Below are 23,016 nucleotides of genomic sequence, written 5' to 3' on the forward strand. Positions count from 1 at the left end.
CAGTCTGTCATTTCTGCCTGCATTACATGAAAACTTCGTTCACGCCTCTATATAACTCTTTTTGTGTTATATTATTGTGTGACGACAGTCAAAGAGTTACATTCTCAGTTGAGTACTATCAGTTTCTTGGCTTTAGTTGCCTCGTTCTTTCCCTCGCTTGTCAGGCGCACACGATACAGATATACTCCAGACTGCAACCTGCCGCCGCTGTCGGTGGTGAGATCCCAGTCGTATGTGAATGTTGCCGACTCAGCCAGAGTGTTCTCCGTATGATTCCACAGCAGTCTGCCGCTGATGTCAAACACTTCGATGGTCATCTCCACGTTGCTGCCGCTTCTGTCGTGGCTGACGATGAACGTAGTGTTCGTCTTTGCCGGATTGTTGGAGCAATAGACGTTGGTGATGTTCGGAGTCAGACCTTTCACCACGTTGAATTTCAGCGTCGTTGTCGAAGGGTTGTTGAGGATATCCCATGCGGTGAATTTCAGCTTGTGCGGTCCGTTCTCCAGTTCCGGGATGTTATACCATGTCGTTCCCTCGGTATACGAACCGAAGTTGAACGAGAAGTTGTCGTTCAGAGTGAATGTCATCATCGGGTCGTCGTCGACTACCAGTGTCAGGTCATGGCCGATGCCGCTGCCCGAAGTGTTCAGTCCGTCCTTGTCAGATATCTCCGCCACGAAGTAAGGCGTAGAGTTCACGTTGCCTCCGTTGCTGAAGCTTGGAGAGTTAAGATAGCAGTATATCGACGGACCGTTGGAGTCGTTGGATACGATTTCCGTTCCACCCACGATGAAGTTCTCCGTATATCCGTTCATCGTCCTGTTGTCGGTACTGCTCACTGCAAAGGCATTTATCCTTCCGTTCTCGTCAGTATAGTTGATGTCTTTCGTCACGGCAAAGGTGATGTCGAACTTTCCTGAGCGTATGCTGTCGTTGCCGTTGAATATCGTCTTGGTGTAGTCGAAGAAGGTGTATGCATATCCCGTATCCTTGCTGTTCAACTTGCCCACACGTTTCTCCTTGGAGTCCTTAACGTCGATGTTCACCGTTCCTGTGAAAGATTCGTCGGTGGTGCCGTCGGCATTCTTGATATGTCCCTTCACGTTCACCTTCGCTCCTGCCTTTATCTGTGGCAGTTCTGTGGCTTCAGCCAGACAGATGCCGTTGATGCTGTCTATCACTACGTTGCTCTCCGCTATCTTCAGACTTATCGCCGGATCGCCGAGCAGGGCATAGTGCAGCTTGTTCACCGTTCTGTCGGTGCCATCGCTGATGATTCTGTTCTTTGCCACTCTCTGAGCCTCGCCAACGGAATTGAACTTGCCGTTTGTCTTGGTGAACAGCGCCTTCACGTATTCGGCATTGAGATATTGGTTCTGTGTGATATACACAGTGCGTGCCGTGCCGTAGAAGGCGAAGGTGCCCCCGTTAGGATTAAGCACGGAGTTCACTCCGATGTTGCTCACCGTTCCGTCGTAAGGCATGATGTCGCATGATGCCGTAATCCACAGAGGCAGCACCTTGTTCTTGAATGCGGCAAAGTCGGCAGACGACAATACAAGCTCGTGAGACAGCATGTCTGGGCGTCCGTGTCCGGCATAGTCGAAGAGCAGCGCACCTTCAGCTTGCTGCTTTTTCAACAGACTCGTCACCTCAGGGTATGTGTTTCCCGTTGCCGACGATACCCTTGTATACATGTCCCAGAACACACGCTTTGCCTGTATTGCCGGAACGAGTTGCTCCACAGCCTTGGCGGTGTTGTCCACCGACGTCACGTGAGCGTTGTTGTTACCGTCGTCACCGAGGAAGAGAGCCACGTTCTGCCATGCCCCCGCCATCTTGTTCTCCATATAGCTGATGCTCTTGTCCACCATTATCTTCGCTTCGTCAGCAGTCTTCACCGGAAATCTTCCCACAGCGATGTCGTATTTGTCCGATTTGGTGGAATAAGCCGATGCGTTTGCACCCTCACCGTCGTCGAGAGCGGTGAAGTAGCAGTCGTCGATGAAACTGTTCACGTAACTGAAAGAGTTGTCGCTCTCGAAACAGAGCAGGAAGTCGTCAGGGCTATAGTTCCTCAGAGCGCTGACCTTCATTCTGTTGTCCCATTTGCAGTCGCCGAAGAGCAGCAGATATTTCGGCATCGACGCCTCGTCTTCCGCCCTGTCATACATCATCTTCATATACAGACGATAGGCATCAGCCTCCGGCGTACCGCTCGAGAACTCGTTATACAGTTCATCGGCAGGCACGATACGAACGCTCATCTTGTCGTGTTCCTCATGATAAGCCTTCAGACGCTCAGCCTGTTTCAGCAGTTTCTGACTTGCCGGGATTATCATCACCATATCGTAATTCTTATCCCCGTGCAGGTTCTGGTTTGTTATGTTGTACACATATTCCGGTGTGGCGAACGTTGCCTTTGAGAGTTGTGGCTCCGGTCGCGGATCATTGAAGGTAAGGGTGATGTAGTCGAGTCTCACCGTGTTGCTCGACTTGTTTGTTATTTTCACCTTGTTTGTCTTTGCCGAACTGCTTGCGAGCATGTCCTTCAGATAGAACGAACCTTCAGCCAATACGCCAGTGTCGTATTCGCCGCCATTCTTCGTCGTTATCGTTCCCACCACCGAGTCGTTGATGGCAATCTCGCTCGTAGATGCAGCCGATGAGGTGAGCCTTACGAACAGAGTCCCTTCGCCGGTCTTCTGTGCCGGAGTGGTCAATTCGTATGTCAGACTTGCCCCTGGGTTTATCGGAGTGGTGTCAAACAAGTTCCTTCCTCCCTGGAACCAGGCGTAGTCATCCACCTCGTATAGCGTGTGGTAGTCGTCGTTGGCAGGATAGAAAGATGACACGAAGGCAGCCGAGTCAACGCTCAGCGGTTCGCCCTCGCTTTGTGTGATGAAATAATATCCGTAGTCAGAATAAGGGTTGCGTATGCGTGAAGTCTTTGTAGCGCTGTCCCACGACACCGGACCTATGGCACGGAAAAGCTTCTTGCCATTCACGGTGACTGTCGGAACCTCTTTCAGGTCGTCATATTCTGCGATTTTCTTGTCGAGCAGCTGTTCCGAATGTAGCGCTCCGCCATATCCATATACCTTCACCTTGCTCAGGTCGTTGAATCCCGCCTGACGTATCAGGGCGTCAGTAATCTGGTAAACACCCGTTGACGGCACACGTATCTTGGCCCAGTTGCCCGTTGCCAGCACCGAGTTCTTAGCCCAGCGCTCGCTCTTCGTCTTGTCAGCCCTGGCATTTGCCTTTCTTGTTGATTTCGATTTAGGCTTGGCCGTGATGCGCAGCATGAAGCTTACGAGCTTCTGGTATTTTCCGTCGCGCATCACGATAGGTGAGAAATATACTTCCAGTCTGCCTTTCTTCCTTTCCACCACTGTCTTTGTCGTTATCTCCGGCAGGGCAGGGTAGGTGACGTTGCTGATTTTCTTCAGTTTCTCCACGTCGCCCTTCTGCATGTCGATGAATTCAGGATATTCAATTGTCACGGTGTATATGGAGTCAGCATAGGCAGGTCCCAGGTCTTTGGAATATCCGAACGTAGGTATGACGGAGTCTATTCTGACTTCGTCGGCAGTCAGATTGAAGAACTTCTGTGCCTTGGCGGTCATGCCGGCAAGAAGTACTGCTATGGTGAGGAGTATATTTCTTATCATTTATTTTATATTAAATTCAAGCACTTTCCTGTCTTCTATATATCCAGTGAGGTGGTCGTTGATGTTCACCGGTCCCACGCCCACAGGAGTACCAGTATAGATGATGTCGCCGGTTTTCAGCGTGAAGTACTTGCTGATGTATTCAATAATCTCGTCAATCTTGAAGAGCATGTCGCTTGTGCGGCCCTCCTGCACGGTCTTGCCATTGATGTCGAGATGGAACTGCAGAGCCTGCACGTCTCTGAATTTCTCCACGCTCACCCATTCACCAATTGCAGCAGCACCGTCGAATCCCTTACACATCTCCCACGGCAGACCTTTTTTTCTCAGTTCCGCCTGCAGTTCGCGAGCTGTGAAGTCGATACCTACAGTCACGGCATCATAATACCTATGTGCGAAGCGTGCAGGTATAGCCTTTCCCAGTCGGCAGATGCGCACTACGATTTCCGTTTCATAGTCAATGCGTCCCATGTCGTCAGGAACGAAGAACGGTTTTCCGTCCTTCAGCAGCGACGAGTCCGCCTTGGTGAAAATCACGGGGACTTCTCCCTTGTATAACGTTTCGTTAAGCTCTTTATTGTGTTGAGGATAGTTCAATCCTACTGCGAAAATCTTCATTGTATAATTGTTTTGTTTAATGTTCTGTTATTTTATCCTTTGCATGCCCTTTATAGTAGTTGTGAGCCAGTCGTCTGCCGCCACTATGCCTTCAGGTCTTTCAAAAGGTGAAAGTTTGAGTTTCTTGTCCGCTTTCATTTCTTCCTTAGAGGCATAGTCGATGCCAAGGATATACATTTCCGTAACCATGTCCACGTAACCCATTGTCTTTGTCTGGTAGACGCGGTATCTGTCTGTCATGTTTATCAGATTGTATAATCGCGGAGTACCCAATTCCGTGCTGTATGTCTCGCTGTTGTATATGTTACTGAATGCGAATCCGAAGAGTGGAACCTTGAAGGGCTTGTCAGAAAACAAACTGTCTCTTACTATTTCGCAGCGTTTGTTTATGGAGTCTTCGTTCATATAATATATTCCTCCAGCCCTTTTCCAACTGGTTCCCATTCTCCTCGAGCCTTTCAATGTGTTATAGTGTTTGTATCCGTCGAAGAATGCTAAAGCTGTAGGATTGCTGAAGTCTGCTAGTGATTTCAGCATCTTGCTTTCACCCTCATAAGCCTTTTCGTCCTTGAACTTGTCTTCCGACAGTATTTTGTATGAATTCGGTTTGCCGTCGTCATTGTTTTCTTTGAAATACAGATAGGCTATGCTCTCGCTTACTGCTGCAGGCTTGCTGTTCAGAACTGTCATGTGTCTGATATATACTTTCATCCTGAGCATTGCATCCTTCTGCTTCGAGATTTTCACTTCAGGAAGCTTGTGTGTGCGGGGCGTCAGGAGAATCGTAGAGTCTTTCAGCGACTGCAGGTTTATGTTTGCCGGCATGTAGTTTATGTGTTGGATGTGTATGCTTTGTAGCTGTTCTGCAGTTTTGGGTAGTTTCCCGTCGTAGTCGGTAATGCCTATAACGTCTGTTCCGTTGCCGTTATATATGCTTGCCGAGATGACAGGCAGCTTGTCGTTTGCGTCAACCACAGTGATTTGGCTGTATGCACATTGGCATATCACTGAAACAATTGCCGGCAGCAGTGATTTTATGATATTATTCAGATTTTTCATACGAAGTATAATGTTATTGGTTACAGGCAGATAAAAAACAGTAAAAGCCAAGCAAACGATTTCTTGAATCCCTTGCCTGGCTGATATATTTAAGTTTGTGATTAATCCTCAGGATTAGTCAGCGCTCAGAGAGAAGCGCTTGTAGTCAACTACTGTGAGGTCCTTGTCGGCAGCCTTCAGGTAGTCAGCAACAGAGAGCTTGCTGTCCTGGATGAACTCCTGGTTGAGCAGACAGTTCTCCTTGTAGATGCGGTTGATACGACCCTTCACGATGTTCTCGATCATCTGAGCAGGGAGGTTTGCAGCCTTCTCTGCAGATACAGTAGCGATGATCTCCTTAGCCTTGGCAACATCCTCAGCTGTGATCCATCCCTTGCCCATATTAGACTCCATGTGCTCCTCAGAGTCAACGTGTGCAGGGTTGATGCCAGCCTTCTTCAGGGCAGCGTCAACAGCCTTCTGTACCAGCTCCTGCTTTGTCTTCTCTGCAGCAACCTTCTTCTCCTCCTCGATGAACTCCTGAGAAACAGAAGCCTCGTCAAGGAACATAGGCTTCATGGCAGCCACCTGCATTGCTATAGCGTGAGCCTGCTCCTCAGCTGCCTTGTTGGTCTGAACCATTGTGCAGAGAGTGTGCTTGCCCATGTGGTCGTATGTAGAAATGTTCTCACCCTCGATGAAGTTGTAGCCGTCGAGCTCCATCTTCTCGCCGGTGATACCAGAGCGAGCGACAACAGCGTCGAGAACCTTTGTTCCGTCAGCCAATGTCAGTTCCTTAACCTCGTCGAGGCTCTTAGCCTTTGCAGCTACAGCAGCGTCGAGGATATCCTGTGTCAGTTTGATATAGTCAGCTCCGTTAGCCACGAAGTCAGTCTCACACTTCAATGCTACGATAGCGCCGAAGTTGTCAGCGTATTTAACGAGAACACAACCGTTAGAAGTCTCGCGGTCAGAACGCTTAGCAGCGATAGCCTGTCCCTTCTCACGGATAATCTCTACTGCCTTGTCGAAATTGCCCTCTGTTTCAGTGAGAGCCTTCTTGCAATCAGAAAGACCGGCGCCAGTCATCTTGCGCAGCTTCTGAATATCAGCTATTGATACAGCCATAGTCTTAAATATTGAATTAGGTTTTGGATTAATATTGAAAAAGGAACATTGAATTAAGTATTCTGTAAGTCATTAATTCAACGTTCCTAATCTCTTTATACTGTCATTGATTAAGCCTCTGCTGGTGCCTCCTCTGCGGCAGCCTCTGCAGGTGCGTCCTTGCGTGCAGCCTTACGTGCGCGCTTTGGCTTGTCCTCAGCTGTCTCAGCCTGCTCCTTTGCAGCCTTCTCGTCAGCCTTCTCTACCTTGCGCTCCTCAAGACCCTCGTTGATAGCCTCGCAGCAAGCAGACAGGATAACGTCGATGCTGTCCTTTGCGTCGTCATTGGCTGGGATCATGAAGTCTACGTCCTTAGGGTTAGAGTTAGTATCCACGATAGCGAATACAGGAATACCAAGACGCTTAGCTTCCTTAACGGCGATGGCCTCTTTCATAACATCAACAACGAAGAGTGCAGATGGCAGACGGGTCAGGTCGGCGATAGAACCGAGGTTCTTCTCCAGCTTGGCGCGCTGACGTGTGATCTGCAGGATCTCACGCTTAGAGAGGTTAGAGTATGTTCCGTCGTTCATCAGCTTATCGATGTTAGCCATCTTCTTCACAGCCTTGCGGATTGTTGGGAAGTTGGTGAGCATACCACCTGGCCAGCGCTCGATAACGTATGGCATGTTTACAGAAGCTGCCTTGTCAGCAACAACGTCCTTAGCCTGTTTTTTAGTAGCAACGAACAGAATCTTCTTGCCTGACTTTGCGATCTGCTTAAGAGCCTCTGCAGCCTCGTCGATCTTGGCTGCGGTCTTATACAGGTCGATGATATGAATACCGTTACGCTCCATGAAGATATAAGGAGCCATTGCAGGATTCCACTTGCGTGTGAGGTGACCGAAATGACATCCGGCCTTCAGAAGCATATCAAAATTTGTTCTTGACATTTCTTTTTCTTTTTAAAATTGTTTGTTTACTTTCTTTTTTATTCTTTTGTTAGAATCAGCCGGCGAGTAATCGCAATTCGAGTCTTGCCGGTTTAGATGCTAAACATTGTCCAGCTATCCAGAGGATTAACGCTTGCTGAACTGGAAACGACGACGAGCCTTTGGCTGACCTGGCTTCTTACGCTCAACGGCACGAGAGTCGCGAGTCATGAATCCGTGATCCTTCAAAGTCTTCTTGTCCTCAGCGTTCACCTTAACGAGTGCGCGTGCGATAGCGAGGCGGAGAGCCTGGCTCTGGCCTGTGAAGCCACCACCGTCGAGGTTAGCCTTGATGTCATACTTCTCAACAGCGTCGAGAGCCAACAGAGGCTGCTTTACAACATACTGTACGATTGCTGATGGGAAATACTCAGTAATATCTTTCTTGTTAATGGTTATCTTGCCGGTACCCTCGCTCATGTAAACACGTGCAACAGCACTCTTGCGGCGACCAATTGCGTTAATTACTTCCATTATCGTGTGAATTATTTATACTGGTTAATATCGATTGCTTTAGGTTTCTGAGCCTCGTGGTTGTGCTCTGTTCCCTCATATACATAAAGGTTGTCCATGATGTGGCGTCCGAGAGGACCCTTTGGAAGCATACCCTTCACAGCATGACGGATAATCTTGTCAACACCGCCCTTGCGAGTGCGAAGCTCGGCTGGAGTGTTGAAGCGCTGTCCGCCTGGATAGCCAGTATAACGTGTGTAGACCTTGTCGGTCTCCTTCTTGCCAGTGAAATATGCCTTGCTGGCGTTGATGATGATTACGTTGTCTCCGCAATCTACGTGAGGAGTGAAGTTTGGCTTGTACTTACCGCGCAACAATTTTGCTACCTTAGAGCAAAGACGACCTACTACCTGGTCTGTGGCGTCGATAACAACCCACTCTTTGTTGACTGTTTCCTTGTTTGCGGAAATAGTCTTGTAACTTAAAGTGTTCATTCTGATGTTTTAATTTTACTACTAAAAAACGTTTTTTTTTATTACTTTCTTCACGCTTTTCATATTCCGCCTGTCCTATTTATAATATAAGGTGTAGAGGTTTATGAAAACCGTTTGAACGTCGATTCACTAACCGTCGCACTCGGCCAAAAGTACAACTATTAACACTACGTTCGTGGGGTTCTAAGTCTTTCCCCGTTTAATAATCGGATTGCAAAGGTATGAATTTTTCCTTTATATTTATAATACAAGACTCGTTAGAATTTTATTTTTATGAATATTTAACTGTAATTTGCAGGAATGCCATATTGCAGGATTGTCTGTATGGCAGTATGACATTTGAGGTGAATTGGGTTGAGATTTCTACTGGCTGTTGGCGGTTAGAGTTTAACCCCGCCGTTTGGGGATGATCCTTGCCGGGTTTCCCACTGCCGTGCAGTTGTCCGGCACATCGGTGAACACCACCGCTCCGGCACCTATCGTCACGTTGTTGCCAATCCTCACGCCGCCGAACACCGTGGCGCCGGTATATATTTCCACATCGTCGCCAATCGTGGGGCGACCGCCTTTGCCATTACCCAGCGTCACCATCTGCAGGCAATAGAACCGTTCGCCTATCCCCTCGGCATTCAGATACGTGGCATAGGCATGCTCCAGATGCGCTCCCTTGCCGATGCTCGGACACCAGATGTTCAGAGTCCTCTCTCCAGGCAGCATCCAGCGGATGGGAGCCGAAAGGTATTCCCCGATGCGATAGTAGAATAGATTCCTGAACGTGCGCTCCCTGGTACACGCCTTGATGAAGTTCAATACCCCAGCCCGGCGGTCCTGCACCTGGGTCAGGTCGGCATCGATATCCTTCCGGTGGAGCAGATAAATGGCTATGTGCGGCAGCATCCTCAATGTGGATGCCGACAATATTATGGTTTGAGTGACGGGATTCATATTCCTACATTAATTTATGTATTACCTGTATTATTTAGATGATGCGCCTATTGTTACATCAAGATGCTTAATTTTCGTTTTCTTTCTGCAAATCTAATGAAGAGTTATGAAAGAAGGATAAATATATCCAACTTTTTTTGATTTATCCTTACAACATTAAATTTTTTTATGTAGATTTGCAACATCTATTGGAAAACATCCGCAAGGAAAGTAATTTGACTAACAAAATAACGATACTATAAAAAACATAGCAATGGCAAAGAAAAAGCAGATTGTTGAGTGCGTGCCCAATTTCAGCGAGGGGCGCGACATGAGCGTTATCAAGCAGATAACCAGTGAGATTGAGAAGACATCGGGAGTAAAGCTCCTCGACGTGGATCCGGGCGAAGCCACCAACCGTACGGTTGTAACCTTCGTAGGAGAGCCGGAGGCCGTTGTAGACGCAGCTTTCCGTGCTGTGGCAAAGGCAGGCGAACTCATCGATATGCGCAAGCATCACGGAGCACACCCACGTATCGGTGCTACCGATGTGTTGCCAATCGTACCTGTAAGCGGCATCACACTCGAAGAATGCGCCGAACTGGCACAGAAACTCGCTGAGCGCATCGCCAGCGAACTGCAGATTCCTACATATTGCTATGAGGCAGCAGCCCGCACACCAAAGCGCCGCAACCTTGCCGTTGTGCGCAGAGGTGAGTATGAGGGTATCGCTGAGCGCATTATGGATGAGAACGAGAAGCCTGACTTCGGTGCAAGGCCATACGACGAGAAGGTGGCACGCACCGGTTGCACGGTAGTGGGAGCCCGCGACTTCCTCATCGCCGTGAACTTCAACCTCAACTCCACTTCTACACGCCGCGCCAACGCCATCGCGTTCGACGTGAGAGAGAAGGGCCGCCCGGTTCGTGAGGGCAATCCTATCACCGGAAAGAAAAAGCTCGACGAGAACGGAAAGGTCGTGATGCAGCCGGGTACGCTCAAGGGAACAAAGGCAATCGGATGGTTCATCGACGAATACGGCATCGCCCAGGTGTCAATGAACATCACCAATATCAACGAGACACCGCTGCATAAAGCCTTCGACGAGGTGTGTCGCTGTGCCCAGAACCGCGGACTGCGCGTTACCGGAACGGAGATCGTAGGACTCATCCCAGAGTGTGCGCTCCTCGACGCCGGCAAGTATTTCCTCGCCAAGCAGCAGCGCTCGGCAGGTATTCCTAAGGAAGACATACTGAAGATTGCCATCAAGTCGATGGGACTCGAAGACCTGCGTCCGTTCAACCCCGAGGAGAAGGTTATAGAATACCTGCTCGCAGCAGGCGAGAGGGGCGGCAACAAGCTCGTAGACCTCACGGTGAAGGGATTTGCCGAGGAGACAAGCCGCGAGAGCCCGGCTCCTGGAGGCGGTTCCGTGTCTGCATATATGGGAGCACTGGGAGCTTCGCTCGCCACTATGGTGGCAAACCTCTCAAGCCACAAACCGGGATGGGACGAGCGTTGGAGCGAGTTCGCCCAATGGGCGGAGCGTGGCATGGAGCTGCAGGAAGAGCTTCTGCATCTCGTTGACGAAGACACCGAGGCGTTCAACCGCATCATGGCTGCCTTCGGAATGCCTAAGAACACCGATGAGGAGAAACAGCTGCGCACTGATGCCATACAGGCAGCAACGCTCTTCGCCACGGAGGTGCCGCTGGAGACCATGAAGACATCATACAAGGTGTTTGAGGTATGCCGCCAGATGGTGACCACAGGAAATCCTAACAGCGTGTCGGATGCAGGAGTGGGTGCGCTCGCAGCAAGAGCTGCCGTAATCGGAGCAGGCATGAACGTGAAGATCAACGCAGCATCGCTGAAAGACCGTGAGAAGGCAGAAGCGCTCATCACCGAGGCCGACGCTCTCGTGGAGAAGGCAAATGCTGAGGAGAAGGAAATCACGCAGACTGTCGAAGAGATGATAAGAAAATAAAATGACGAAAGGTGAGGGTGAAGAATTTACGTTTTTCTCCCTCACCTTTTTCGGTCATATATCATATAAAAATGTCTAAATCGAAACAACTATGACAAAAGAACAATTCCAAGAGGAGATACGCATCGGAATCCCCGACACTCTGCCGGAACCGAAGGCATACGATAAAGAGATAAACCATGCGCCCAAGCGCAAGGAGATTCTCACCGACGAAGAGAAGAAACTCGCCCTGCGCAATGCGTTGCGCTATTTCCCGAAACATCTTCACGCGAAACTCGCACCTGAGTTCCTCGAAGAACTTCACGAATACGGTAGAATATACATGTATCGCTACCGTCCTGACTACGAGATGTATGCCCGTTCGATAAGCGACTATCCACACCGCTCTGAGCAGGCAGCCGCCATCATGCTGATGATTCAGAACAACCTTGACCCGGCAGTGGCACAGCATCCTCACGAACTGATAACATACGGAGGCAATGGTGCCGTGTTCCAGAACTGGGCACAGTATCGACTTGTGATGAAATACCTCAGCGAGATGACAGACGAGCAGACGCTCGTGATGTATTCCGGTCATCCGCTCGGTCTCTTCCCGTCTCACAAGAATGCGCCACGTGTAGTGGTGACAAACGGTATGGTGATTCCAAACTACTCCAAGCCAGACGACTGGGAGCGCATGAACGCACTCGGAGTGAGCCAGTATGGACAGATGACCGCCGGATCATATATGTATATCGGTCCGCAGGGAATCGTACACGGCACTACCATCACCGTGCTCAACGCTGCCCGCAAGCAGATGAAGAAACCTGGCGGTCCTACTGACATCCACGGAATGCTCTTCGTATCCTCTGGTCTCGGAGGCATGTCGGGAGCTCAGCCAAAGGCAGGCAACATTGCCGGAGTGGTGAGCATCGTTGCTGAAATCAATCCGCTGGCTGCCGAGAAACGTCATGCACAGGGATGGGTAGACGAGCTGCACTACAGTCTCGACGAACTGATTCCTGCCGTTCGCAAGGCGATGGAAGAGAAACGCACGGTGAGTATGGCTTATGTGGGCAACGTCGTTGACCTGTGGGAACGCCTCGCTGACGAGAATATGCATGTGGATCTGGGTTCCGACCAGACATCGCTCCACAACCCATGGGCAGGCGGCTACTATCCGGTAGGCGTATCGCTTGAGGAGTCGAAACGGCTGATGGCAGAGGAACCGGAAAAATTCCGCGACCTCGTGCAGGAGTCGCTGCGCCGTCAGGTGGCAGCCATCAACAAGCTCACCGCAAAGGGCATGTACTTCTTCGACTACGGCAATGCCTTCCTGCTGCAGGCCAAGCGTGCCGGAGCCGATATCGTGATGCCCGACGGAAAGTTCCGCTATCCGTCTTACGTGCAGGACATAATGGGACCGATGTTCTTCGATTATGGTTTCGGACCTTTCCGCTGGGTTTGTACATCCGGCGATCCGAAAGACCTCGCCACAACAGACCGCATCGCTGCCGAAGTGATGGAGCAGATCAAGGCAGAGGCGCCAGAGGAGATACAGGGACAGATGGACGACAATATCCACTGGATCAAGGAGGCCGGCAAGAACCACCTCGTTGTGGGTTCCCAGGCACGTATTCTCTATGCCGACTGCGAGGGACGCACCAAGATAGCCCTCGCCTTCAACGAGGCGATAAAGAAGGGCGAGATTTCAAAGCCTGTAGTGTTGGGCAGAGACCATCACGACGTGTCGGGTACCGACTCTCCATTCCGTGAGACAAGCAATATCTATGACGGTTCGCAGTTCTGTGCCGACATGGCGGTACAGAATGTCATCGGCGACTCATTCCGCGGTGCTACATGGGTGTCTATCCACAACGGCGGCGGAGTAGGCTGGGGAGAGGTCATCAACGGTGGCTTCGGTATGGTGATCAACGGTGATGCCGACTCAGACCGTCATATTCGCGAGATGCTCCTGTGGGATGTGAACAACGGTATCGCCCGCCGAAGCTGGGCACGCAACTCTGGTTCGATGACGAGCATCGAGCGCGAGATGCTGCGCACTCCAGGTCTACAGGTTACGATGCCGAGCATCGTTGACGACGAGATAATCAATAACATTTTATAATACACAATATAGTCGGAAAGTCCTGAGTGAACTCTGTTAGCCTCAACGGAGGCGTATTATATTCATAGGTCTTTTGGGTCCTCAGGGCTTTTCCGATTTTTAAAATTAATTATACACTACTATGATACACAAAATTTCAGCAGAACATCTTACGATTGAGCGTATCGGCGAAATCATTGAGAAAGGTTACAAACTCGAACTTAGCGACGACGCACGTCGGCGCATAATCAAATGTAGAGAATACCTCGACAGGAAGATTGCCGAGACCACAGCTCCCGTTTATGGAGTGACCACAGGATTCGGTTCTCTTTGTAACGTATCCGTTGGCGCCGACCAACTGGCACAGCTGCAGATCAACCTCATGATGTCGCATGCCTGCGGTGTCGGCGACCGTGTGCCAAACGAAATCGTGAAGATTATGCTGCTGCTCAAGATACAGTCGCTGAGCTACGGATATTCAGGTTCGAAGCTCGACACCGTGGAGCGCCTCGTCGACTTCTTCAACAACGACATCTATCCTATAGTATATATGCAGGGCTCGCTCGGAGCTTCCGGCGACCTCGTGCCGCTGGCACACCTCACATTGCCTCTCGTCGGACTCGGCGAAGTGGAATATAAAGGCAAGGTGATGACAGGTGCTGAAGTACTGAAGGAGATGAACTGGCAGCCTATACAGTTGGGTTCTAAAGAGGGTCTCGCTCTGCTCAACGGTACTCAGAACATGAGTGCTTTCGCCGTTTGGTCTCTGCTTCAGAGCGAGCGGTTGAGCGACTGGGCAGACAGGATTGCCGCAATGTCTCTCGACGCTTACTACGGACTGCTCTCTCCATTCACCAAGGCCGTTCATGTGGTGCGTCCTCACAAGGGACAGCTCGACACCGCAGCAAGAATGCTCGAACTGCTTCAGGGCAGCGAGATAGCAGCCAGACCGAAACCTTATGTCCAGGACCCATACTCTTTCAGATGCATCCCACAGGTGCATGGAGCTGCCAAGGACACACTCGCATACGTGAAGTCTGTTATCGACACCGAGATAAACTCAGCAACCGACAATCCTACTGTTTGTCCAGATGAAGACCTCATCATCTCTGCCGGCAACTTCCATGGCGAGCCTATAGCATTGCCAATGGACTTCCTCGCTATCGGAATGAGCGAGCTCGCCAATATCTCCGAGCGCAGAACATACAAGCTCGTGTCAGGCACAAGAGACCTGCCAAGCTTCCTCGTTGCCACACCTGGCGTTAACAGCGGATTCATGATCACCCAGTATACCGCCGCTTCAGTAGTAAGCTTGAACAAGAGCCTCTGCACACCGGCGTCTGTAGACAGCATACCTTCAAGCCAGGGACAGGAAGACCATGTGAGCATGGGAGCCAACGCTGCCATCAAGCTCTATAAGGTGGTGCTCAATGTGGAGCGCGTGCTCGCCATCGAGCTTTTCAATGCGGCACAGGCATTGGAGTTCCGTCGTCCGTTGAAGTCTTCTCCTGCAGTGGAGAAACTGTTCGAGGACTATCGCAAGGTGGTTCCGTTCATCGTGAACGACGAGGTGATGTATCCCCACATACAGCACTCTATAGAGTTTCTTAGAAAATAATCCATACCACATATCCGACTGACAGATGAGAGTATTGATAGAAAACATCGGGATTCTCGCTGGCATCGATTCTCATGGCAAGCAGAGGCTCTGTGGCAAAGAGATGCAGAGCCTCGGCATATTGAATGACGCATGGCTCCTCGTTGAGGACGGGCGCTTTGCGGCATGGGGCACGAGAGCTGAGATGCCGGCAGAGGGAATAGCAGCCGACGAGCATGTGGATGCTGAGGGAGGTGCGGTGTTGCCATCTTGGTGCGACTCGCATACCCATATCGTTTTTGCCGGAAGCCGTGAGGCGGAATTCGTTGACAAAATCCGCGGTCTCAGCTATGCCGAGATTGCCAAGCGCGGAGGCGGTATCCTCAATTCCGCCGACTTGCTGCATACGCTTTCTGAAGACGAGCTTTACCGGCAGGCCATGGTGCGCATGGAAGAAGTGATGCGCAAGGGAACCGGCTGTGTGGAGATAAAGAGCGGCTACGGACTCAACACCGCCGACGAGCTGAAGATGCTCCACGTGATAAAGAGAATAAAGGAGAATTCACCGCTGCGCGTGAAGTCCACCTTCCTCGGCGCCCATGCTGTGGGCAGGGGAATGACGCAGCCTGACTATGTTGACCTGGTGGTCAACGAGATGATACCGGAGGTGGGCAAGGAGAAACTTGCCGATTTCGTTGACGTGTTCTGCGATGAAGGATTCTTCACTCCTGCAGAGACGGCACGCATCCTGGAGGCTGCCGACAAATGGGGTATGAAACCGAAGATTCATGCCGATGAACTGGCATCGTCGGGTGGAGTAGAAGTGGGTGTGGCCCATGGCGCACTCTCTGTAGACCATCTCGAAAGCATGACGGTGGAGGAGATAGAGATTCTCAGAGACACCGTTACCATGCCTACCGTGCTGCCAGGCACATCGTTCTTCCTCAACCTGCCTTATGGCAAGGCGCGCCAGATGGTAGACGCCGGACTCCCGGTTGCCGTGGCGAGTGATTATAACCCCGGTTCCACACCGTCGGGCGACATGAAGTTCGTGGTGTCGTTGGCATGCATCAAGTTGAGGCTCCTGCCTGAGGAAGCTATCAATGCCGCAACGCTCAACGGTGCTTGCGCCATGGGCGAAAGCCAGCAGTATGGTTCCATTGCCAAGGGCAAGGTGGCGAACTTCTTCATCACCCGTCCTATACCGTCGGTCAGCTTCGTGCCATACGCCTACACCACACCTATCGTAGAGCGTGTGTTCCTGGGCGGAAAAGAGTGTTGATGACTTCTCAATAGTAATACCTTTTCATGAAGCGCTGCCTTTGCATATTGTTGCGGGGCAGCGCTTTAGTTTTTTTCTTTAGTGACGGTGAAAAAATAACTTACCAATATTTTCACATGCCTTCATTGATTAGTGGGAAAAATGCCGTATTTTTGCAATATGTTATAGTATGGCGTATGTAATCAGGCATGCCCTGGCATATATGCATAACTAAAGAAAAAGGGAAATATCATGAAAAGAGTATTCCATATAATATCCAAATTTGACCTTGGCGGTGCGGAACGCGTTGCCGCCAACATCGCCAAGTCAGGAAACGACGACTTTGAATATCATGTGGTGGAGGTGTTGCGTGGCGATTCCTCATTCACCCATGGGTTCCTCGATGAACTGCAGTCTGTCGGCGTTACCTGTCACCGGTCTGTCATGCCCGCTTTCCATTTTCATTTCATCGCCGAACGTATCGCCGCCATGCTCTTTCCTTTTCGCTTTCTGGTGCTCTGGCTCAGATACAGACCCGATGTGGTGCATGCCCATACCGAAGTGCCGGATATGTGCGTGTGGGCAATCTCGCGCGTCTTTCCATGGATGCTGCGTCGCGTAAAGCTCGTGCGCACCATCCATAACACCTGTCTCTGGACCGGACTGAAAAGGTTTGGCAGAAAGGTGGAGCGCTTCTATCAGCGCCATGATGCCAATGTCGCCATTTCGCAGTCGGTGCTCGATTGCTATACGAGGGAATACGGCAGTCAGCCGCCGATAATATACAATGGTGTGCCGGAGGTGGAACAAAAAGCGTATGACGGGTTGAAAGCCGGAAAGACGAACATCCTCTTTGCCGGACGGTTTGATGACCAGAAGGGCATCGTGCATCTCGTTGCCGTGATAAAAGGTCTGCAGGATATGCCGCAGTATCATTTCCATGTCATCGGCGGCGGCAGACTACAGGAAATGGTGGACAGAGAGCTCGGCGGACTGCCAAACGTCACCGTCCGTCCGCCCCTGTATGGCATCTCCGGCTATCTCGCCTCCTTTGATTATATGTTTATGCCTTCCGAATTCGAAGGCCTTCCGCTGATGTCGGTAGAAGCGGCGTTTGCCGGTCTGCCTGTGGTATGCAGCGACTGCAAGGGACTCAATGAGACCGTCCCCAAAGACTGGCCTCTTGTTGCTCACGACAACAGCCACGAACAATATTTCCATATCTTCCGCAGCGTTATCCCCAATGCCGACCGCACGATGTTGTCGCAGCAAGCCCGCCAGTTCGTTGCAGTCCGCTTCGGCGTGGAACAGATGCAGCGGAAATATGAGAAGCTTTATCTTGGGTAGTCGTTGAGGCATTTAATTTGCCTTCTCCATTTCCTCCCGTATCGTGGTCTGCAGCTTCTGCTGCCAGTCGCCGGCAAGGGGTTTCCATCCCAAAGCCTCCAGCTTGTCGGTGGCAAACACGGCATAGGAAATCTTCGTGAAAACCTTCTTCTCGGCATCTTCAGGGATGGCGAACACCACCTTCCTGCCAGCCTGGTGAGCCAGCGTCTCTGCCATCTCCCTGATGGAGAACACCGATGATGTGTCGGCGATGTTGTAGGCATTTCCCCGTTCGCCATTCAGTAGCACGTATAGCATCGCCAGGGCACAGTCAGCCACATAACACCACGACCGCATCTGACTGCCGTCGCTCTTCATCACTATGTCCTCACCGCGCAGCACGTTGCGGATGAACTGACAGAATACACGGTTGTCGCTGCCTGTGAAATGCGGACCGTAGGTGTGCGACGGTCTCACTATCACCGCATCCACACCATACTCCTCGGCATACGCCACACAGAGAGTCTCTGCCGCACGCTTCGACGACGGGTAACAAGCCCTCGGCGTGGCACAGTCCACATATCCGCTGTCTGTCTCGGTAAACGCCTTTTCGCCGGTGCCCTGACCGTAGATTTCGCCCGACGAGACATAAAGGAATCTCTCCATGCCGTGGTTCCTGCCGTAGTCTATCAGATTGGCGGTGCCATAAACATTAGACTTTATTATCTCCACCGGACTCTTGGCGAAGAACACCGGACTGGCGTTGCTCGCGGCGTGGATGATATAGTGGAACACAGCGTCACCGGCAAGCGGTTCGCTGACATCGAATTTTATGAAGTGGAACCGCTCGTCGTGCCAGTAGCGGGCAAAGCGTGCATGCGCCCTCTTCTCGTCGCGTCCGGCGGCAAATACATGGTATGAGCGCTCCCGGTGAGCCATCAGTATTTCAACAAGACACCCCCCGATGAGGCCCGTGGCCCCCGTCACGAGGATGTTCCTGTCTTCCAGTTTCTCCCAGGGCAGCGCAGCGGCAGCGGCGTTGATAATGTCCTTTCTGTATTCTGTCATGATAGATGTCGTTATTTCAGCCAAGACTCCTTGTGCACATGCATGAGAGCCTTCAGAATTTCCAGATCCTCCACAGTCGTCACCTTGATGTTCTTCTCCGATCCCGGCACGATATGCATCTCCCTGCCGCCCAGTTCCGCCATCAGCGTACAAGAAGCCACGGAGTTGGTGATGCCCTTCTCCTTAGCCTCCTCATGGGCAGCCACGAGGTTCTTCAGTCTGAAAGTCTGTGGCGTCTGCGTGCGTATCAGCTTGTCGCGCGGAATGCTGGTGCGTGTACTGAATCCGTCCTCGCTCTCAAGTATCGCCTCGCGGCATTTTATTCCCGTTATGGCATATCCGTATTTCTTGCATGTGGCGATGTTGGATGATATGATGTCCTGCGACAGCAGAGGTCTCACGGCATCGTGGACCAACACGAGGTCATCATCATTCACACCGTTCTCCTTCAGTCCATACACACCGTTGCGTATCGAATGCTGTCCGTTGTCTCCGCCCATGAAGATCCATTTCAGCTTAGTCACCGAGAACTGGTTGGCATACGACTGCAATACCGTCTGCCATCCGTCGAGACACACCACGGCGATGCCGTCGATGTCGGGATGACGCTGGAAGGCGAGCAGCGTGTGGATGATTATCGGACAGTTGTCCACGTGCATGAATTGCTTTGGGATGTCTTGTCCCATTCTGTTGCCGGAACCACCGGCTATTATGAGTGCATAGTTCATAGTATCTGTATTTATTCTTGTCTTTATTGTTATGGAATTTTTGTCTCGAAGAGGATTGTTGTCTCGATGAGATCGTTTATCCCAGCTTTTTCTTCACTTCCTCTATCGGTTCTCTGGCGTTCATGTTCAGATAAGCCCTGTTGTGCTTCTCTATCCGCTGCTCCACTGGCGGCAGCTGCATGTAGTCGCCGAAGAAATGCCGCAGATATTCGTCGTATCTCTCGGGCAGCAACACTGTGGTGTCTTCAAAGGGGAACGTCTTTCCCTTGCCGAGCCATTCCTTGGGGAACACCTCGCGGTAGCCGTAAGACCCGGTATACACCTGCACGTTCTTCGCCTTCTCATAGTCGTAGAGATGGCTCATCCCGTCCATCTGTCGTATCAGTCTGCGGCGGATCGCCGACCGGCAGAAGAATGCCAGAGTCTTTATGGCGAAGCGTCCCCACGTTTTAGTGCTTGTCAGCAGCTGCATGTATTCGCCGAAGGTGTTGCGTGTGGATATGGCATTGAGACGGTTGATGATCTTCGTGTATCTGTCTTTCAGCCTGTGCGCCTTGTCTATGTCATCGTCGGTGGCGTCGAGGGGGAAGATGTCCACGAACAGACCGATTACACACGGGCGCTCGCGCTCCTCCACGAGAGTCGTCGTCTTGTCAGACAACTTTGAGAAATACAGAGGGTACGCCTCATTGTCGTAGGGCGTCACAAGTTCATACTTCCCGAAATCCTCCTTCTTGGCTATCTCCAGCAGACGGTCGTAGTCGGGGCGCGGCATTATCACGTCGATGTCGTCGTCCCAAGGGATGATGCCATGATGTCTCACCGCACCGATTGCCGTTCCTGCACAGCAGTAGAAGGTAAGTCCGTGATCCTCGCAGATGCGTGTCAACGCCTTCAGAATATCCAGAATCTTGGCGTTCCACTCTTTTTTTATATCTTTTATGTCCATACCATCTACAAAGGTAGTTAAAAAAAAGCGAAAGAGACAAGGAAAGAAAACATTTAGTTGTATTTTTGCATAATCTTAAGACCGCCACATGCGAAACCCCGTGCAGACTTTAGTGGCGGTCGCATTATGAAACAACGAAAAGAAACAGCGAAACGATGACGGAATCATTGAAGGAGAAGACAGCCAAGGGGCTCTTTTGGGGAGCGGTAAACAGTGGTACGATACAGATGCTTAACCTCGTGTTCGGCATCGTGCTTGCCAAGCAGCTCTCGCCTGGCGACTACGGCGTGGTGGGCGTGCTCACCATCTTCACTCTCATTGCCGGCAATCTGCAGAGCAGCGGTTTCACCCAGGGGCTCACGAATATCAAAAATCCAACGGCAAACGACTACAATGCCGTGTTCTGGTTCAATATCATCGCCAGTTCCATCCTCTACGTCATCCTCTTCTTCTCGGCACCGCTCATAGCCTGGTATTTCCATTCGCCGGTGCTCACCAAGCTGTCGCGCTTCGTGTTTCTCGCCTTCTTCCTGTCGTCGTTCGGCATCGCCCACCACGCCTATATGTTCAAGAACATCATGGCAAAGGAGCGCACCATGACAGGACTCATCGCCCTCTCCCTCTCAGGCATCTGCGGAGTGGTGATGGCATGCAATGGCATGGCATACTGGAGCCTTGCATGGCAGTCGGTGCTCTTCGTCTTCATACAGAACATCTGCCGCTACTACTACACCTTCCGCAAATGGCACCCCACATTCCATATCGACTTCAGTCCGATAAGGCGGATGTTCTCGTTCAGCGTCAAGATTCTCATCACCTCTATCGTAAACACCATCAACGGCAATGTCCTCACCTTCATCATCGGACATAAGTTCCCGATGGCGGCAGTGGGAAACTTCACCCAGGCAAATAAATGGAATACCATGGCATACAGCACGATATCCGGAACCATAGACCAGGTGGCACAGCCCGTGCTGGCGCAGATTGCCGACGACAGCGAGAGGGAGAAACGGGTGTTCCGCAAGCTGATGCGCTTCACGGCGTTCCTGTCTTTCCCTGCCATGTTCGGACTGTCGCTCGTCTCCAATGAGTTCATATTGCTCACGATAGGGGAGAAATGGACCGACTGCATTCCGTTGCTCCAGGTGCTGTGTGTGGGTGGTGCCTTCTTCTCGTTCAACACCATGTACCAGCAGCTCGCCATCAGTGGCGGACGGTCAGACATATACATGTGGTGCAACATCGCACAGATTGTGATGCAGATATTGTTGATACTGCTCACTTGCAGCTATGGCATATATGTCATGGTGGTGGCATACACCATCTTCACCGTGTTGTGGCTTGCCGTGTGGCAGTGGCAGGCGCATCGCCTTATCGGCATCCGCATCGCTGAAGTACTTGCCGACACCATGCCGTTCATGCTTTCGGCAGCGGCGGTGATGGTGGTGACCCATTTCGCCACACGCTGTATTCCTAACCTTGCCCTCCTCCTTCTCTCCCGCATCGTCATCGCCTCGCTTCTCTATCTCGCCATAATGAAGATTGCAAAGGTGGAGATTCTCAACGAGTGTCTGCGGTTTGTAAGGAAGAAGAAATAAGCTCCCCGACGAAGTCCGCACAAGTTCTGATGACCGATGAAAAAAAACGAGAGGCTGACATCCTCACGGATGCCAACCTCCAGAAAAAAACCAACACTTATTCTATATAAAATCGCTTGTTCTTATTGCTTTATTTTACCCCGAAGACGGTCATTAGGCCGTTCACCCCCAAACGGTCATTAGGCCGTTGTAAACTTGCTGTCATCTCCTTTTGCCGTGGTTTGCCCTGCGGCGCTCGCTCAGTCTCTTCATCATCTTGCGCTCCTTCTCATACATCTGCTCTATCTGCTTCTGAGTGAGGAATTTGCTGAACTCCTGATAGTATTTGTTCCTGATGTCGAGCACCTTCTGGCTTCTCTCGAAGCGCTTGCGCATTTTCTCGGCAGCCTGCTCTTCAGTCTCGCTGTTGCGGCAGTTCTTCTTGCGGCACTTGGGTACGGTCTGCCATAACTCCTTCTTGTAGTTCTCGTATGTCTCCACAAAGCGGTCGTAGGTCTTGCCCGTGAGGTTCAGGTCGGCAGCGATGTGCTTGGCCTGCGTTTCCGCCATCTGCTCTCTCGACATACGCTGCTTTGCATTCTGTGCCTGTGTGCCGAAGGCTGTGAACACCAGCATCAGCGTCAGGATTATCGTTCTTGTTGTCTTCATATTTTTTTCCTTTCTTTTAGATTTTGAAGTTCCTTCTTGTCATTTGTCGATTCGTCTGCCGGCAACATTCGTAGACATCCGGAACTTCGGTTTGTTATTTTTTATGTTATAGCGCTATCTATAGGTTTGAATTATATGTGTCCGACAGGAATACGTCGTTGTCGTAGGCGTCGATCATGAGCTGCTGGTCATCGTAGCTCAGATTGTCGAACGCCTGGTCCAGATCAGAATATACATTCATGTTTCTGGGCTGTAGTGCGCTGTGGCATACTATGAAGAGTGTTGCCACTGCTGCCGCTGCCACCATGCTGCGGAACAGATTGTAGATGCGGCACTTGCCTCTTGAGGCGGTCTTCGCCTCCAAGCTCTCCATCACCCTGTTTTCCATATCCGCAAGGAATCCTTCCGGCATGACGTAGGGCATTCTCTTTCCTACGGTCTTGAAATCAAAGTTCTTTTCCATAT

The 23,016-nt window shown here is 51.0% G+C and carries 19 protein-coding genes; 6 read left to right on the forward strand and 13 right to left on the reverse strand.

The window, feature by feature from the left end; translation table 11 throughout:
- Positions 1-104: 104 nt before the first annotated feature.
- The 8 genes from porU to CCC32_RS02595 all read right to left on the reverse strand — a co-directional run bounded on the left by porU (position 105) and on the right by CCC32_RS02595 (position 9,324).
- Positions 105-3,677, reverse strand: coding sequence for a type IX secretion system sortase PorU (gene porU / locus CCC32_RS02560; protein WP_287072110.1), 3,573 nt, complete (start codon positions 3,675-3,677; stop codon positions 105-107).
- Positions 3,678-4,295: a fumarylacetoacetate hydrolase family protein gene (locus tag CCC32_RS02565; RefSeq protein ID WP_022316630.1), complete on the reverse strand. Its 618-nt coding sequence runs from the start codon at positions 4,293-4,295 to the stop codon at positions 3,678-3,680.
- A 27-nt stretch (positions 4,296-4,322) separates the two neighbouring features.
- Positions 4,323-5,354, reverse strand: coding sequence for a hypothetical protein (locus CCC32_RS02570; protein ID WP_287072111.1), 1,032 nt, complete (start codon positions 5,352-5,354; stop codon positions 4,323-4,325).
- A gap of 114 nt (positions 5,355-5,468) precedes the next feature.
- Entirely contained in the window at positions 5,469-6,461 is a 993-nt protein-coding gene (gene tsf / locus CCC32_RS02575) for a translation elongation factor Ts (RefSeq protein ID WP_022316628.1), read from the reverse strand.
- A 110-nt stretch (positions 6,462-6,571) separates the two neighbouring features.
- Positions 6,572-7,393, reverse strand: a complete 822-nt coding sequence (gene rpsB / locus CCC32_RS02580; RefSeq protein ID WP_022316627.1) for a 30S ribosomal protein S2 — start codon at positions 7,391-7,393, stop codon at positions 6,572-6,574.
- Between the two features lie 126 nt (positions 7,394-7,519).
- Positions 7,520-7,906, reverse strand: a complete 387-nt coding sequence (gene rpsI / locus CCC32_RS02585) for a 30S ribosomal protein S9 (protein ID WP_042520160.1) — start codon at positions 7,904-7,906, stop codon at positions 7,520-7,522.
- Positions 7,907-7,917: 11 nt separating this feature from the next.
- Complete coding sequence (gene rplM / locus CCC32_RS02590; RefSeq protein ID WP_022316625.1) at positions 7,918-8,379, reverse strand: 50S ribosomal protein L13; 462 nt, start codon at positions 8,377-8,379, stop codon at positions 7,918-7,920.
- Positions 8,380-8,766: 387 nt separating this feature from the next.
- Positions 8,767-9,324: an LbetaH domain-containing protein gene (locus CCC32_RS02595; protein ID WP_287072115.1), complete on the reverse strand. Its 558-nt coding sequence runs from the start codon at positions 9,322-9,324 to the stop codon at positions 8,767-8,769.
- Positions 9,325-9,577: 253 nt separating this feature from the next.
- Between CCC32_RS02595 and ftcD the strand changes: the two genes are divergently transcribed.
- From ftcD to CCC32_RS02620, 5 genes are all read left to right on the forward strand, one after another.
- Positions 9,578-11,290 (forward strand): glutamate formimidoyltransferase, encoded by a 1,713-nt coding sequence (gene ftcD, locus CCC32_RS02600; protein ID WP_287072117.1) that lies wholly within the window; start codon positions 9,578-9,580, stop codon positions 11,288-11,290.
- A gap of 91 nt (positions 11,291-11,381) precedes the next feature.
- A complete protein-coding gene (gene hutU / locus CCC32_RS02605; RefSeq protein WP_022316621.1) occupies positions 11,382-13,397 on the forward strand; it encodes a urocanate hydratase in 2,016 nt (671 codons plus the stop codon).
- A 121-nt stretch (positions 13,398-13,518) separates the two neighbouring features.
- On the forward strand, positions 13,519-14,994 hold the full coding sequence (hutH, locus tag CCC32_RS02610; protein ID WP_022316620.1) for a histidine ammonia-lyase: 1,476 nt from the start codon (positions 13,519-13,521) through the stop codon (positions 14,992-14,994).
- Between the two features lie 25 nt (positions 14,995-15,019).
- Entirely contained in the window at positions 15,020-16,255 is a 1,236-nt protein-coding gene (hutI, locus tag CCC32_RS02615; RefSeq protein WP_042520158.1) for an imidazolonepropionase, read from the forward strand.
- Between the two features lie 231 nt (positions 16,256-16,486).
- Positions 16,487-17,581 (forward strand): glycosyltransferase family 4 protein, encoded by a 1,095-nt coding sequence (locus CCC32_RS02620; RefSeq protein ID WP_287072119.1) that lies wholly within the window; start codon positions 16,487-16,489, stop codon positions 17,579-17,581.
- 12 nt (positions 17,582-17,593) lie between these two features.
- Here CCC32_RS02620 and CCC32_RS02625 read toward each other — a convergent pair whose 3' ends face one another.
- The 3 genes from CCC32_RS02625 to CCC32_RS02635 form a co-directional block, all read right to left on the reverse strand.
- On the reverse strand, positions 17,594-18,628 hold the full coding sequence (locus tag CCC32_RS02625) for an NAD-dependent epimerase/dehydratase family protein (RefSeq protein ID WP_022316617.1): 1,035 nt from the start codon (positions 18,626-18,628) through the stop codon (positions 17,594-17,596).
- Between the two features lie 11 nt (positions 18,629-18,639).
- Positions 18,640-19,356 (reverse strand): IspD/TarI family cytidylyltransferase, encoded by a 717-nt coding sequence (locus CCC32_RS02630; RefSeq protein ID WP_022316616.1) that lies wholly within the window; start codon positions 19,354-19,356, stop codon positions 18,640-18,642.
- A gap of 76 nt (positions 19,357-19,432) precedes the next feature.
- The gene (locus CCC32_RS02635) at positions 19,433-20,305 is read right to left on the reverse strand and encodes a LicD family protein (protein WP_022316615.1); all 873 of its coding nucleotides are present in this window, start codon (positions 20,303-20,305) and stop codon (positions 19,433-19,435) included.
- 155 nt (positions 20,306-20,460) lie between these two features.
- Between CCC32_RS02635 and CCC32_RS02640 the strand changes: the two genes are divergently transcribed.
- Positions 20,461-21,903, forward strand: a complete 1,443-nt coding sequence (locus CCC32_RS02640; protein ID WP_287072124.1) for a lipopolysaccharide biosynthesis protein — start codon at positions 20,461-20,463, stop codon at positions 21,901-21,903.
- Between the two features lie 201 nt (positions 21,904-22,104).
- Here CCC32_RS02640 and CCC32_RS02645 read toward each other — a convergent pair whose 3' ends face one another.
- Both CCC32_RS02645 and CCC32_RS02650 read right to left on the reverse strand, forming a co-directional pair.
- Positions 22,105-22,551, reverse strand: coding sequence for a hypothetical protein (locus tag CCC32_RS02645; RefSeq protein WP_044075428.1), 447 nt, complete (start codon positions 22,549-22,551; stop codon positions 22,105-22,107).
- 118 nt (positions 22,552-22,669) lie between these two features.
- Positions 22,670-23,014, reverse strand: a complete 345-nt coding sequence (locus CCC32_RS02650; RefSeq protein ID WP_287072127.1) for a hypothetical protein — start codon at positions 23,012-23,014, stop codon at positions 22,670-22,672.
- Positions 23,015-23,016 lie beyond the last annotated feature (2 nt).

The organism is Prevotella sp. LMAG:51, assembly GCF_008680225.1.
In the GTDB taxonomy this organism is placed as follows: Bacteria; Bacteroidota; Bacteroidia; order Bacteroidales; family Bacteroidaceae; genus Prevotella; species Prevotella pectinovora.